At 53.0% G+C, this 14,551-nt stretch carries 14 protein-coding genes and 1 pseudogene; 6 read left to right on the top strand and 9 right to left on the bottom strand.

Going from position 1 to position 14,551, the window contains the following annotated elements; translation table 11 throughout:
• Position 1 precedes the first annotated feature (1 nt).
• The 4 genes and pseudogenes from V5G20_RS06815 (at position 2) to V5G20_RS06800 (ending at position 4,668) form a co-directional block, all read left to right on the top strand.
• A complete protein-coding gene (locus V5G20_RS06815; protein ID WP_003389676.1) occupies positions 2-865 on the top strand; it encodes a helix-turn-helix transcriptional regulator in 864 nt (287 codons plus the stop codon).
• Positions 866-954: 89 nt separating this feature from the next.
• Positions 955-2,472: a PepSY domain-containing protein gene (locus V5G20_RS06810; RefSeq protein ID WP_338463287.1), complete on the top strand. Its 1,518-nt coding sequence runs from the start codon at positions 955-957 to the stop codon at positions 2,470-2,472.
• 72 nt (positions 2,473-2,544) lie between these two features.
• Positions 2,545-3,092: pseudogene (locus V5G20_RS06805) on the top strand (RNA polymerase sigma factor).
• Positions 3,076-4,668: a YcdB/YcdC domain-containing protein gene (locus V5G20_RS06800; protein ID WP_338463286.1), complete on the top strand. Its 1,593-nt coding sequence runs from the start codon at positions 3,076-3,078 to the stop codon at positions 4,666-4,668. Before V5G20_RS06805 ends, V5G20_RS06800 begins: the two are co-directional and overlap by 17 nt.
• Before the next feature lie 300 nt (positions 4,669-4,968).
• On the opposite strand, the gene V5G20_RS06795 is transcribed toward V5G20_RS06800, so the two are convergent.
• From V5G20_RS06795 to V5G20_RS06760, 8 genes are all read right to left on the bottom strand, one after another.
• Entirely contained in the window at positions 4,969-6,621 is a 1,653-nt protein-coding gene (locus tag V5G20_RS06795; RefSeq protein WP_003389680.1) for a M20/M25/M40 family metallo-hydrolase, read from the bottom strand.
• Between the two features lie 220 nt (positions 6,622-6,841).
• On the bottom strand, positions 6,842-7,576 hold the full coding sequence (locus V5G20_RS06790) for an IclR family transcriptional regulator (protein ID WP_003389681.1): 735 nt from the start codon (positions 7,574-7,576) through the stop codon (positions 6,842-6,844).
• Between the two features lie 42 nt (positions 7,577-7,618).
• Complete coding sequence (locus tag V5G20_RS06785) at positions 7,619-8,308, bottom strand: amino acid ABC transporter permease (RefSeq protein WP_003389683.1); 690 nt, start codon at positions 8,306-8,308, stop codon at positions 7,619-7,621.
• Positions 8,309-8,373: 65 nt separating this feature from the next.
• Positions 8,374-9,183 (bottom strand): ABC transporter substrate-binding protein, encoded by an 810-nt coding sequence (locus tag V5G20_RS06780; protein WP_024983107.1) that lies wholly within the window; start codon positions 9,181-9,183, stop codon positions 8,374-8,376.
• A 41-nt stretch (positions 9,184-9,224) separates the two neighbouring features.
• Positions 9,225-9,947: an amino acid ABC transporter ATP-binding protein gene (locus V5G20_RS06775; protein WP_024983106.1), complete on the bottom strand. Its 723-nt coding sequence runs from the start codon at positions 9,945-9,947 to the stop codon at positions 9,225-9,227.
• Between the two features lie 336 nt (positions 9,948-10,283).
• A complete protein-coding gene (locus V5G20_RS06770; protein ID WP_003389687.1) occupies positions 10,284-10,664 on the bottom strand; it encodes a cupredoxin domain-containing protein in 381 nt (126 codons plus the stop codon).
• 132 nt (positions 10,665-10,796) lie between these two features.
• Positions 10,797-11,693 (bottom strand): metallophosphoesterase, encoded by an 897-nt coding sequence (locus V5G20_RS06765; RefSeq protein WP_172921023.1) that lies wholly within the window; start codon positions 11,691-11,693, stop codon positions 10,797-10,799.
• 193 nt (positions 11,694-11,886) lie between these two features.
• Entirely contained in the window at positions 11,887-12,255 is a 369-nt protein-coding gene (locus V5G20_RS06760; protein WP_227277499.1) for a YolD-like family protein, read from the bottom strand.
• Positions 12,256-12,374: 119 nt separating this feature from the next.
• Here V5G20_RS06760 and V5G20_RS06755 point away from each other — a divergent pair, with 119 nt between their 5' ends.
• Positions 12,375-12,926, top strand: coding sequence for a sigma-70 family RNA polymerase sigma factor (locus V5G20_RS06755; protein ID WP_251237607.1), 552 nt, complete (start codon positions 12,375-12,377; stop codon positions 12,924-12,926).
• Entirely contained in the window at positions 12,902-14,026 is a 1,125-nt protein-coding gene (locus V5G20_RS06750) for a hypothetical protein (RefSeq protein WP_338463285.1), read from the top strand. The genes V5G20_RS06755 and V5G20_RS06750 overlap by 25 nt, the downstream gene beginning before the upstream one ends.
• A 112-nt stretch (positions 14,027-14,138) precedes the next feature.
• Here the strand turns inward: V5G20_RS06750 and V5G20_RS27105 are convergent, their stop codons facing one another.
• The gene (locus V5G20_RS27105) at positions 14,139-14,315 is read right to left on the bottom strand and encodes a GNAT family N-acetyltransferase (RefSeq protein ID WP_422387991.1); all 177 of its coding nucleotides are present in this window, start codon (positions 14,313-14,315) and stop codon (positions 14,139-14,141) included.
• Positions 14,316-14,551 lie beyond the last annotated feature (236 nt).

Below are 14,551 nucleotides of genomic sequence, written 5' to 3'. Positions count from 1 at the left end.
GATGAACCACCAGACCAGATTGCAGGCATTATCCGCTTTTTTAAAAACGCAGAGAGCCAAGGTGCAGCCCCAGTCCGTCGGGTTGACCGCCGGGAAGCGCAGAAGAACGCCAGGACTGCGCAGGGAAGAAGTCGCACAACTGGCCGGAGTCAGCCTTACCTGGTATACATGGCTGGAACAAGGGCGGGACATTCGCGTATCGGCATCCGTGCTCGATGCGATCGCCAACGCCCTGCAATTGACCGTCGATGAGCGCAAATACTTGTATGCCCTAGCGTTCGAGAGCGGAACAGGACCCATTCTTTCACAGGAGGAGCAGCCCAAAATCAGTCCGTCGCTGCAAAGGATTTTGCAGGAGCTGCGCTATTGCCCGACGATTATCTCGGACAGGCGCTGCCAGATCGTCGGCTGGAATCAGGCGGCCTCCCATGTCTTCCTCGATTTTGAACAAATTCCCGCCAAGGAACGGAATCTCATCAGTCTACTGTTTGCCAGAAGAGAGCTTCGCCGATTGGCGGTGAACTGGGAGCACTTCGTCAGCGGCTTTTTGTCCATTTTCCGCGCGTATTACGGCCAGTACGTAGAGGACGAATGGTACGAGCAGTTCCTCGACGAGATGAAAAGGACCCATCCCGACTTCCATCCGCTGTGGGAGCAAAGCCGGGTGAGCTCTGCCCCGGAGGTCTTGATTGAATTCAGGCACGCCAAAGCAGGCAAAATGCTGTTCCATCTGACGTCTCTGCAGGTACAGGGCGATGCCGATCTGCGCTGCAGCATCTACACCCCCGCTCCGGATTCCTCGACGGAGGAAAAGCTGAAGCAGCTCATGGAGCGCCAGTCTGCCCGAACAGCAAAATTGGAATAAAAACAAACAAATCCGGAAAAATTTTGTAACCTTTTGCTGTTTCATGCGAATAACGCAGGTGAGAAAAGAAAACCTAGGAGGTTCGTAGCATGAAAAAGCTGAATCAAGCAATGCTGACAATCGCGGCAGCAAGCCTTTTAAGCGCAAGCCCTCTTTGGGCTGCCGGGACATCGGCAGTCTATGCCAGCAGCCCAGCCCCTTTGAATGACGTCATCCAAAAAAACCTGGAGCAATTATCTACGCTGCTGCCCTACATGAAAGAGCTCCCCGTTCAAACAGTGGAAATGGCTGCGGACAGCAGCACGGTCGTGATTACCCGCAAAGCCGAAAAAGCAAAATTGCCGGAAATGACCATCTTTATGCAGAAAACCGGAGAGATCAAAAGCTTTTCGCTGGATAGCGGCGCTAATGAAATGGACCAGGAGCTTTCACTCGGCGAACAAAAGAAAAAGGCGGAGGCGTTTTTGACTGCCGCTCATCAAAAGGGATTGGTTGACTGCAGCCTGGCGGAATTGCAATACAACGAAGCGTCGTCAAAGAGCCTGAATGGAGCCGTGTTCGCCAAATCGATCAACCGCATCCCCGTCGAACAGAAAAAAGTGTTTGTGTCCTTGGATGGAGCAGGAAATGTTGTGGAGTTTTCCAACGAAGCCTCACTGAACGGCTCACCTGATCCGTCCAAGCTTCCGAGCCCGTCTGAGGCCATGTCCCCGGAACAAGCCAAGCAAGCTATGACCAACATGATGAAGCCGTTTTACCGTCTGACCGGCCCTGACAAAACACCCAGCCTGGTCTATCAGGTTGTCGGCTCCGGGTACATGGATGCCAAGACAGGCTCCTGGGTGGACACTGAGCATGCAAAATTCAAGAGCTTCACCGGAGAGTTCTTTTATGATATACCTGTTGCTCCGCCTGGCCAGCCACTGGCTGCCCGCAGCAAAGAAGAAGCTGCGTCCATTTTGCAAAACGTTTTCGGCTTTGAACTCGCTGGCGCTTCCTTTTCGGAACAAAACGGTTCTGCGGCGGGGAAAAGCTATAAAGAGTACAGGTGGACGAAAAACAATGAGAACCGTTTCGTAACCGTCGATCCAACCAGCGGACTGGTCTTCTCCGCAGGACTCGATACCGGCGAAGATTCTGTACAGCCGCCAGCCAGCAGCAAAATTTCTCTGGAAGACGCGAAAAAGGCTGCTGTTCAGTTGATTCAGCCATTCCTTGATCCAGACAGCAAAGCCGTTGTGTTGGAGACTCGCTTGTACATTGAACCACAGGGGCATTTCAACTTCGCGGTTTATCCTGCGACAAACGGAATACCTTTCGTGGAGAAAGCGTTTCAGGTAACCATCAACAGCGATACAGGCAAGCCCATTCGTTTGATCGGCCCTTCCGTTCGCGACAAATTCACTCTTCCCGACCCCAAAAACGCGATCAGCGCGGAACAGGCCATGCAAGAATATCTCAAATACCATCCGCTCGAGCTGACGTATTTTTATCCGATCAACCAATCCAAGCAAGCAGATCAGCCCGTTCTCGTGTACAAAGCCCAGATCAATCCCGACGTGCTCGAATTTGTGGATGCGGTCACAGGAAAGATCGTTCCGCGTTAAGAAAGGCAACCGCGCCGGTGCTTGCTTCTCCATTACCTGGAGGCAAGCACCGTCTCTGAAAGGAGGAACGGGATGTCTGGAAGCTGCGAACAGCGCATCCGCGAAATTTGCGAGGCTTATTACCAGGAAATCTATTATTTTTTATATCACTTTGTGGGAAATCGAAGCGATGCGGAGGATATTACGCAGGACAGGAGGTATTCGCCCGTGTGCTGCAGGCGCTCCCTCGCTATGACGGGCGCGTGGCGCTCAAAACGTGGATATTCTCCATCGCCAAGCACGTTGCCATCGATCAGTATCGCCGGAAACGATTTCAGCAAATATTCGTCGACAGCTGGTTTCACGGGCTGCCAGCCAAAACCGGACTGCCGGAAAAAGAGTTTGCCGAAAAGGAACAGGAGCGGGAACTGCGAGAGGCGATCCTCGCGCTGCCGGCCAAGTACCGGCTGGTCATTATCATCCGCTCCATCAAGGGGTGCAGCATAAAGGAAACGGCTGAAATACTGGGTATCTCCGAAGCGAAAGTAAAGGTCGATTTTCACCGAGCCATCAAGCTCATTCAAAAGAAGCTCGGCCCGGAATGCCACGGAGGGAGGGTCGTAAATGCACTGGGAAAATAACGACAGCTTGCACCAGCAATTACGGGAACTGAACAGCCGCGTTCCAGCCCCCAGAATAGAGTCCAAAGAGCAGCTGCAGACGATGCTGGCCGAAAAAGCCAGAAGGATGGATCAGGCAAAAGGCAGCGAAGCGTATGTTGTCTTCGCCTTGAAAGCAGCCAGCTTTCTATTCGTTGCCGCATTGGGGGCTGTACTCGCCATTCCCTCTGCGGAACAAATACCGATGGCCACTCCTCACTCCTCAGTACATGACAAGCAGGGGCCCGAATTCTCCGTTGCGGCTCCCAAGAAGCAGCAGGCTGATCAGAAGCATTCGCAGACTGAGACAAAAGAGCCGGATGACGCCTCACGGAAAACAGCGAATCCGCAGCCACCCCAAAGCCGCAGACCATCCATCGCTCCTTTGGGCAATTCATCCGTGAACGCACCTCCGGCAACAGCACCAAGCCTGCCAGATTCTCCCGGAGACAGTACCGACAGCGCAGTGACTGACAATCATCCGGCGGCAGCGTACCTCCAGCAAATGATCGGCCGGGAGAGCCGGCATTACCGGCTCATCGAGGCATTATCCGATCCGGCAAAGCGGCAATATGTCTTCACCCGAATGGTGAATGGCGTTCCGTTTCTTGATGATTGCTTTGTCGTAACCCTGGATAATTCCAATCAGGGTCAAAAGCTGCAGTCGAGCAGCAACCGCAAATGGACGGACGAGCGCGTGTTTCCCGATCCGACCAAGGCGATTCCCAGGGAAAAAGCCGAGCAGCTTATCGCTGACAAACTCAAGCTCTTCTACGCCGGTCAAACCGGAGAACAATCGCCGGCGGGCGCTTCGGCCATGGTTTACGATCCCGGCCTGATGGGCTATGTACATGCACTGGACGGCCAACCAGCCGGGTCCGGACAGGAACATTCCCGGCTGCTCGGAAAGCGGATGGAAATCGTGCCTGCCGAAAAGCCCTTGATTGCCCGTACAGCAGAGGAGGCTGCTGCCGTGCTGGAAACGGATTTTGGCATTGCGGTTGGGGGCAAGCCGCAGCGCTTAAACGATGGGATCAATCATGTAAAAGAGTATCGCTGGGCCGTAGGGAATGACAGCGCAGTCACAGTCGTGACAAAGGAATCATCGGGAGAAATTGTTGAAATCGAATACGTGAATCATCACCCTGTCGGAGATGCCAAAACGACCGCAGAAAAAGCTGCCGAAATTGCCGCCTCCTTTCTTGAAACATACCTTGATTCCGATACGAAAATGCTGCAGATAGCCAAGGTGGAAAAAGAACCGTCATTTACCCGGATTACGTTCACCGGGATTTACCGGGAGCTTCCTATATGGGATGACACCTACTCGGTAGATGTCGATCCTTCATCCGGAAAGGTAACCGGGTTTAAAGGAGACTTTTCCCGAAAAAACCGTGAGCGTAGGGCTGATGCAAGCCTGCAGTCGGCCGGGGAAGCCGCGCGGGAATTTGTGAGCAAGCATCCGGCTTCACTTGTTTACGTTTGGCCCAAAGGAACTCCTGCTCCCTCGCTTGTTTACTTGCCATTGAACCCTCGTATATTGCCGACCGGGCAATAATTTTAAAAGTAATCTGACCAACAGACTTCCTTCCATCGAAAAGGGGAGAAAAACGCATGGGCTTCTTCCGGCCCTCGCATTTTTCTCCCTTTTTGCTCTTTGCCTTTTGGAGGGCTCGGAGCTCCCCGCCTGTTCAACGAACCTGGAGCACTTGCTTTTCTCCGCGATCCTTCCCATTCTTCCTTTTGCAGGTAGCGGGATGGACATCACTCTCCGCTGAGGTGTCTGCGGGAGCCTGCCTCTTTGCCAGCATGTATGATGCTTGAAGCGTTGTTCTTGACGGCAGCATAGTTGTAAGCGTCAGCCTGTTTTTACGTCGCTTCCTTTTTGCAAAAGCTGCTCGATCGCAAACGGCAGCAGGTCGGTCAGCACCTCAAACGCACTGTGAACATCCAGCCGCTCTGTCCATTTGTGGGCATCCTTGCCAAACGGTCCGAGATTCATCACAGGCATATTCAGGGCGACCAGCTCCTTGATCGGCAGCGCGTACCCTTTTTCCCAGAGCGGCATGTTGTCCACCAATGGCTGGATGGCCTGAGCAGCTTCCGGGAGACCGGTGTAGCTCAGATCGGAGAGACCCGGAAAGTAGTGCTGGTGCTTCAGCTCCAACTGGTGGCTTGCAGCGGCTCGGGCGCTGACCTCCCCGATCACGTGCTGGATGAGCGGATCGTTCCGCGAACTGACCGGCGGATAGTACGGAGGCGCATAAAACAGCACAATCATCGGCGCCAGCTCTTTGCACAACAGACCGAGCTCGTCGATCAGGCGGATCGTCACTTCGCGGTCGTCCAGCTCGCCTCGGCCTGCCATGACCTGCTCCTGGATGCTCTCCACCTGCTCCCGTCCGACTTTCCCGATGAGATAGGCAAGCAGCTCCTCGTATTGCAATACCTTTACTTTCATCGAGATTGGCTGCGACTGGTTCAGACTGGCGAAAATTGCCGCCCGCTCTGCGTACTCCCGCTCGATTTTGTCTGCGGTCCTCTCCGCAAGCTGACGGAGCTGTTTTGTCACCTCGTCGATCGGTTTTTCCATCACGAACATGTTGTACAAGGCGACGGCACGGTCGGGGATTTGCACCGAGTACTCTTTCTTCAAATCCTTTTGCAGCAGACTCGTTGGCGGCGGCGTGACCTCTCCTTCCACCACCTCGCAAAAATCGGTGTTGAGCTCCAGTTCGCATGTAAGCCGGGATACCATCGCGTTGGCATTCAATCCCGAGAACGGCTCGCCCACATGGGTTTCCTTGCCGTAGCAGTAGAAGCCGGGCAGCACTTTTCCCAGCGATCCGCTGTAGATGTACGTGTTCTCATCCCCCGGATACGTGGAGAAGACGGGCTCGGAGTTGAGGCAGGCGCGATAGTCGAGATCGTGCTGCTCGGCAAGCTGCAGCAATACCGGCACAGCCGCACGCATGCCGAGTGAGTTCACCTCTTCATCCGGTACTGTCAAAAGCAGCACGTTCCCGTCAAACTCGCCGGCACAAGCCCGCTCCAGCATCGACATCTGCAGGGCCAGTCCTGCTTTCATATCCATCGAGCCGCGTCCAAACAGCCATTGACCTTTAGCCAGGTCCTGCTGGACATGCTGCGGTAGCTCATCCCGGTGCCGCAAATACTCATCGGTCAATGCGGTGAGATCAAAAGCAAGCGGCTTCCACTCGCCAAAGTCCTGTACATCTACCACGTCGAAGTGGCTGACCAGGACAACGGTAGGCTGAACCCCTTCCGCTTTTTTCGCCAGCGCCGTGACGAAAAACCGGCCGTCGCCTGTCGGATGAAGCTGCACATGGCCCGGATTGGCCTGGAAATAGGGAAGCGCTGCAATTTCTCCGGCGACAAATCGGGCCAGCTCGATTTCAGCTTTAGAGCCCGTGACGGACGGATAGCTTACCAGCTTGCCCAAAAGCTCGATCAGTTGTTCTTTTGTTTGCCATTTCCATGCATTTCCCATAATGGAACCCCTCTACTTTCCGTATCATGGAATCATTTTCTGAATGATGGTGAAAAAATAGGCGGCCAAATATGGCCACTGGCTTCGGTCATATTGTGCTGCTCCGATCTTGCAGACCTGTTCCGCCATACAGTCCCGCCCCGGTCGTGTAGACTTGTTCCGGTCTTGAAGTCCGTTCCGCCATGCAGTCCCCGTTCGAGTCACAATATTGCCGCTCGGGTCATCTATTCCCGCTCAGCAGCGAGATTTCCTCCGCCGCCTCTTTGACTTTCCCGATCAGCATGGGAAGCCTTTCGTCGGTGATGCGAAAAGCAACGGCATTAATCGAGAGGGCGCCGGCTACCTTCTGGTTCCGTCCCATGATCACAGCGCCGATCGCCGTCGTTCCCTCCGTCCGTTCTCCAGAGCTGATGGCATAGCCGTTTTCCCGGATCTTTGCCAACTGTTCGATAAACTCGCTTTGCTGATGGCGAGGAAGCAGCTGGCTGACGATCCGCTCCATGTCCGCCTGCGGCATATGAGCCAGCATCGTCTTGTTGGGAGCACCGATCGTGAGCGGAATCCGGTCGCCCAAATCCTCCGCCACACGCAGCTTGAGCGGACTCTCCACCTTTTCGATCAAAATGGCATCCAGGCCGCTCGGAATGTTCAGGCAGATGCTCTCCTCCACTTCCCGGGCGAGGCGCTCCATCACCGGCTTTGCGACGACGCGAATATCGATCTTGTCCAGCATGCGCATGCCGATGGTCATCCAGGTGTAACCGATCCGGTAGTGCTTGGTCACCGGGTCCTGACTGATCAATCCGTGTGAGCTCAGCGTCCCGAGGATGCGATGAATCGTACTGAGCGGCAGAGAGGTGGCGTGTGCTAGCTCCGAGATGGACCAATCCGACTTCGTTTCATCGGAGACAAGCACATTGATAAGTTCCATTGCCCTGTCAATTGACTGTACCATTGGCTAAACTCCCCATCCTTACCCCGATTGTACCGACATTCCTCACACGGATTGAGATGCCGAATCATAGCCTTTGCTCTTTTTCTTTGCCGCCCCCGTGTTCAAGCGGTTTTCCAGTCGATTTACCACGTAGGTGAAAATGAGGACCAGCACAAGGTAGTAGAGACCGACTACCAAATACGTATCGAGCTGCCGGTAGTTTGATGCCGCTTCGCCCAGCCCGGTACCCCAAAGCTCCTGCATCCCGACGTAAGCGACAAGCGACGAATCCTTCAACCCGATGATAAACTGGTTGCCGAGCGGAGGGATGGCCCGTTTGAATGCCTGCGGCAGGATGATCCGGCGCATCGCCAGCGGATAGGACATCCCCAGCGATTTGGCTGCCTCCATCTGTCCGCGGTCGATGGACTGGATAGAGCCGCGAAAAATCTCGGCAATGTAGGCCCCGTTGTGAATGGCGAGCGCAAAAGCGCCGGCCCAAAAGGAAGAGAGCGTGACGATCTCGGTTATCCCGAAGTAGAGCACCATGATTTGTACGATCAGGGGCGTTCCGCGGATGACCGTTATATACACGTGGGCAATCGTTTGCAGCGCCTTGGAATGAGAGATGCGGAAAAAGGCAATCAGCAGACCGACGCCACACCCCATGATCAGGGAGATCGCCGTTAACCGGAGTGTTAAGAATGTCGCCTCCAAAAACATGGGATAGCTGGACAAAAGGATGTCAAACATATTGGTTCACCCCATTTTTAAAAATAGGGGCGCCCGTAACAGACGCCCACTGACCGCGGAAAGGGTTATTCACTTCCCAAAATGTTGCGTCCAAACCATTTCTCGCTGATCTTCTGATAGGTGCCGTCCTTGATGATCTCGTCCAGAGCCTTGTTCACCTTCTCCAGCAGCTCTTTATCGTCCTTGCGCAGCGCAATCCCCTGATTGTCATGGCTGAGCGGCTCCCCGACATCCTTGATCTTGTCCGGCACTTCCTTCATGTAGCGGAAGCCGACCATCTGATCCGTGATCACCGCGTCCAGGCGGCCTGTCGGCAGATCCATCAATGCCGTGACATCGCTGTCATACGTCGTGATGTTGCTTTTGTCTGTCAATTTCAGCGCCTGCTGTTCATAGCTGGATGACTTTTGGACACCGATTCGCTTGCCTTTCAAATCGTCGGCTGACTTGATCGAGTCGTTGCCGGCCGCGACGAAAATTTGAGCGCCGGAGCGATAGTATACGTTGGAGAACGCAACGGCTTTTTCCCGCTCAGGCGTAATCGTCAAGCTGCCGATGACCGTATCGTATTTCTTCGCTTGCAGCCCCTGGATGATCGTTTCAAACGGGTTGGTGATCGGCACGGGGTTCATCCCCATTTTTTCTGCCAGCGCCTGCCCGATCTCCACGTCGAAGCCCATCAGCTCCCCGTTTTCTTTAAAGTTAAACGGCTTGTACACACCGCTCATCGCGTACGTAAAGTCTTTCTTGTTCGGGTCTTTGGCCCCCTGTTCCCCGGCTGTTCCCCCCGTGCTCTGGGACGTTCCACAGGCCGACAATACGAGCGAGCCAAAAAGCAAGGTGGAGAGTACCCCCATCGTCCATTTCTTTTTCATTTTCATCGTGATGCCCCCTTTTATCGTTGTCTTTCCTTGCTTTACAAAATGCTGTTTAAAAACTGTCGGGTTCTTTCCTGCTGCGGGTTGGTAAAGAAATGCTCCGGCTCCCCTTGCTCCAGGATCTGCCCGTTGTCCATGAAAACAGCCCGGTCGGCCACTTCGCGGGCGAAGCCCATCTCGTGCGTGACCACGACCATCGTCATGCCTTCCTTCGCCAGCTGCTTCATCACCTGCAGTACCTCCCCGACGAGTTCGGGATCGAGCGCCGAGGTCGGCTCGTCAAACAACATGATTTTCGGCTTCATCGCCAGTGCCCGCGCGATGGCGACACGCTGCTTTTGTCCGCCGGAGAGCATGTCCGGATAAACGTCGGCCTTGTCCCTCATTCCCACTTTTTCCAGCAGGGCGTACGCTTCTTCCCGCGCCCTGTCGGGGGGAGTCTTTTTTACGTGGACAGGCGCTTCGATCACGTTTTCCAGGACCGTCTTGTGCGGAAACAGGTTGAAGTGCTGAAAAACCATCCCGACTTCTGTCCGGAATTTGTTCAAATCCGTCGTCTTCGGGTCGATCCTCTGGCCGTTGACGTGAATCTCCCCCTGATCATGCATTTCCAAAAAGTTCAGACATCGCAGCAAGGTACTTTTTCCCGAGCCGCTGGCCCCCAGCAAAACTACCACTTCTCTCTCGCCCACCTGCAGATCTACGCCTTTCAAGACGGTAAGCGAGCCAAACGACTTGTACAAATTTTTCACTTCAATCATTTTTGTGCTTGCCCCCCTTCCGGTAATTCGTGGTGAATAATCAAATCATGAAAATGCATACATATACTTTTCCGAATTGTGAAAATAGTTTCTGTTTTGATTATATTTACTCAATAGCATTCTGTCACCCTTTTTTTCGCAAAAAAAGAAAGGCTCGTCTTTTCGGGACAAATAAGCCTTTCCAGTTGGGACTGTATTCTCTATGCATCTTTGAAACTATTTTGCGAGCAACCGTCCAGGCCAAATGCGCTGTATCAACAAAAAACACCCCGACCGAAAGCGGCCGGAGTGTTTGGGTTTTGTTATTCAAATCGTTGCCGGCGCTTTGGCCAGTTGTTACTTCACGACAAGCTTGGCGATCATTTTGCCGTGGTCAGGTCCGCAAATCACGTTACAGAAGATCTTGTACTCTCCTGCTTTGTCGATGGTCATCGTTTTGCTGCCCTCGTTTTGGATATCTACATCCAGGCCTTCGATGCCGATCCCATGGAAGCCCTCAGTCGATTTGAAGTTGATCGTGAACGGCTCTCCTGCTTTCACCTCGAAAGATTCCTGGTTAAACTTCCAGTTGCTAGCTTCGATGTTGATTGCGTTTTCAGTGGCTGCTGCAGGCGCTTGTTCGCCTCCTGCCGCTGCTTCTTTTTTGTCTCCTCCGCAGCCCGCAAGCATAGCGGAAATGGCCACTGCCGAAATCAGTAAACCCCACGTTTTTTTCATAAGGCACCCTTCTTTCATGCAATTTCTGCAAGTTCTACAATTTCATTATAACGAAAGAAGGCCGTCCAAAATCTGGCAGTCTGTGAATGAATCTTGACGAACCTGAGAACGATTGGTGAACTTTGGCAAAAACTAGGAAAACTCTTGCATTTCACTATGTTTCTCTACTCCCGATTTATCCGCGACAGGAGAGATATAGAAGACGGTAATTTCGGGAAAGCACTTCCAGCGAAAGGGCAGCTTCACTGTTCCCAATCCGCGGCTGACATAAAAAACACTGCTGTCCGAATCTGTTTTTGCACCTGTATGCACATCCCGGTATGCTCCCCAGGTCTTCCCAAACAACCGGATCTGCCCGCCGTGGGTGTGGCCGCAAAGCAGAAGGTCATAGGCCAGCCCTTCCTGGCGAATAAACCTCTTAATGCGAGGCGAGTGGGCCAGAAAAACAGTCAACGGCGCCGGATTGGCGCTTTCAGCCGTACCATTTGAGTGGTCCATAAACGCGCTCTGGTCTGGCACGTTGTTCCGCTCGTTTCCGTAAATGGAGTTGTCGAAACCGTACAGCATGACTGGCCTTCCATCAATCTGTACAAAAGCGGCCGCATTTTCAAGTACAGTCATTCGGGACAGCCACGCTTCCCGCAGCTGTTCATATTCAGCCGTTGCAAACTTGCGCTTCCTCAAGAAGCGGCGTTCCTCCCTTTCGTAATTCCCGGGCACAAAAAACAAGCCGAAACGAGATTCAATGCGTCCCAGCTCGTTTAGCACATGTGTCAGCTGCTCTCTTCTGCTAGTCAAATCTCCCGTCACGCACACCAGATCCGGCTGCCATCGGTTGATCAGCCTGCTGATCCTTCCATTCCAAAACCGGGTGCGGCCATGCAAATCAGAAATGTGGACTATCGTGCAAGCAGGTGAGTGAGGCTTTGGAAGCCGGCAGACTGTCGTTTTGACAACCCACGTGTGAAAGCTCAACATTCCCAGGAAGATCAAAATAAAAAAGACAGCCAACGTTCCCCATAAAGCCATAGCGTTTTCCCCCAGCACGATTTCTTGAGGCCCATTTCCCGTTTGCAAAGCCTCTGTCTTCTGCCGATCTTTGCCTTTTTCCCTGAACCGAATAAAAGAGAGTGAGCCTCAAAATATGATCGTAAATGAAGTTCGACACAACTTCAACGAGTCCCTTCCTTATTATGGTAAACCGTGCACTGAGCTGTACATCCTAAAAGCTCGCCCTTTTTGTTTTAACGACGCGCACCAGATCTTCAACCCCGATCCACTGCGCCTCCCAGTCGTTGACCAGCTTGAATTTCTTTTGTCCCACATCGATATTCCGCACGACCCCCCAGGCTGTCTCGACCACTCCCAGTCCCCCGGCTGTTTCGCGAAACCAGGAAACGGTGATCGCGTAGTCGTACTGCGTCGAATCGTAGACGCGGAAGCACATTTCGCCAAAATCGTCTTCGTCCACGACCGGGCGTCCAACAAGAGGCAGCGCCGGGCTTTCCTCGCCGCCTTTCGTCAGCGACAACGCGTGTTTCAAAACTGCCATCTCCATACTTTCTGAAAAGTCTTCGATGTTCTTAGCCATTCCGGTACCCTCCAACAGGAACATTTGTTCTTATTCTACTCCTTTTTTGCGAATATGCAAATGGAGGATTTTGTAGCGCTCTTGCCTCCAGCTTCGTCAAATAAGCAATGAGCAAGGAGGTGATTCCCTTCGAACCGCTAGCCAAGAGAAGAGAGCAGGTCATCAAGGAGTGGGTGGCCGCGTACCATGCCCTGGTCTTTCGAACAGTCTATTACTATGTAAAAAATAGAGCAATCGCCGAGGACTTGACCCAGGAGGTGTTCGTGAAAGCCTTTCAAAAATTCGATTCCTTTCGCGAAGACGCCAACCCGAAGACCTGGCTTTACCGGATTGCCATTAATACCGCCAAGGATTATTTGCGATCATGGAATCATCGGCATCTTCTTTTTACCTCCGTTTTTTATGAAAAGAGCTCCTCTCAAACGATTGAGCAGCAGGTGATGCAGCAGTTTCAAAATGACGAGCTGGTCCAAAACGTCATGGGGCTCCCCACCAAATACAGGGAAGTGATTGTGCTCTACTACTTTGAAGAGATGCGAACGCCCGAAATTGCCGAGATTTTGGCACTGAAGGAATCAACAGTGCGGGTCAGGCTATCGCGAGGTTTGGAAAAGCTGAGGCAATTGCTGAAAGGAGGAGATCAGGATTGGACATCCTTGACCGACAGCTAAAACAACGAAAAGAACTGGTGCACCGCTCCCTCAGACTGACGCAAGAGGAAGTGTCACGACTGGAGCAAAGAACACTGGCCTCCCAGTCAACGTCTCAAAGCCGAAAAAAACGATACCTTGTCCGTACCGGTGCAGTAGCCGGCGCCGCGGCAGCCGCCGCCATCCTTCTTTGGGTAAGCCCTCTCGCTCAGCTCCCGGAAGAAACTCCAAGCCAGCTGGTTTCTCCTCCTGTGACGACGCCCAATCACCAGCAGACGCCAGCCCCTGCACTGCCCGAAGCACCCAAACAGACTGTCGCCTGGCAGACAGAAGCCGATAAACTGGCTCTTTACCGCGTATTTTCGCTCGGCATGACCTATGACGAAGCAAAGGCGCTTTTCCCCGAATTGGGAGAACTCCTGCCGCTTGGGGGATTTGAAAGCTTGGGCGAAGACGGCTTGCAAGAAGCCTTCATGCCCGTCGCCTTGGGAGAAGAGCAGGTACAGCTGACGCTTTCCTTTGAACACGGCTTCCTCTATGCTGCCCGATACCAGATCGAAAGCAAAGACGAACAGAGGATCATGCAGAAAAAAGCCGAGCTGGAGACGTTCTATGCAAGCGATTTTGGCTCGCCAAAAGAAGAAGCGCTTGAATCGGGAACGAGTTCGGCATGGAGCCCCTTCTTTGGGCTCGGTCTGACGAAAAACTGGGACGGCCGCTACATCCTCATCTGGGGGCTGCAAGGAGGTGAAGAGGCATTGGAGGAGCTATACCGGGATCGAGAGTTTACCGTCCAGGAAGCGATTGAGCGGGCGCTGTCGGAGCAGCCGGAGTTTCCTGCCCGCACAGGTGAAACCAGGCAAGTCCGTGTCGAAGGAATACCCGAGACACTGGCAACCACCAGCCTGCGAACGAAGGTAAAGCTGCAGACGAGAGACAGCTATCTCGTTACATTTGAACGGATGTGGACGATTCAGGGTGGCGACAATCGCCAAATGACGATCCCTAGCTACTGGACCTACGAGGTAACAGAGAAACAGGTGAAGCTGGTGGACAGCTATGTTGCAGATCGAGAGGTGATGGAGTATCTACATGCTGCTGCGCCCCCGCCGAAAGGCTGATCGCAGCTCGTGGGGTGGCTTGCTGAAACAGGAAAAGGCGGGTATTCGCGCCCTACCATTTCTCTATATGTCTTTGAGATCGATGACGTAATAGTGAAACTCGGCAACAGCTTCAAAACCTATTCGACTGATAGAGGTTCAAAGCACGCCTGTGATGAGTGACCACTCCCAGACGAACCTGTTTGCAGCGCTCTGCCAGGAGTTTCCCTACACGCGCAAGCATATCATGGCCGTAGCCTTTTCCTTGGTATTGCGGGAGGACGCAAACACTACATTCAATGAGAGTCAAGGGGTCCCGTAAGGTCTTCGTTTAGAGGTTATAAGACTGCAGGAGCAAAACGATATTCTACAAAAAACGGACTCGCGTGAAACCTTTACATTCTTAAAAAATTTCCCAGCAAGTAAAATAGCAAAACAAGTGTAACGATGGTTGGAACCAAGGTGATTCTGTTCCATTTGTACTTATGCGAAAGCACATAGCTCCAGATAACAAAAACAATCGCCACACCCAGCATTGTGATCATG

Source organism: Brevibacillus borstelensis (genome assembly GCF_036700025.1).
GTDB lineage: Bacteria > Bacillota > Bacilli > Brevibacillales > Brevibacillaceae > Brevibacillus > Brevibacillus borstelensis.
This window is presented reverse-complemented; position numbering and strand designations above follow the sequence as displayed.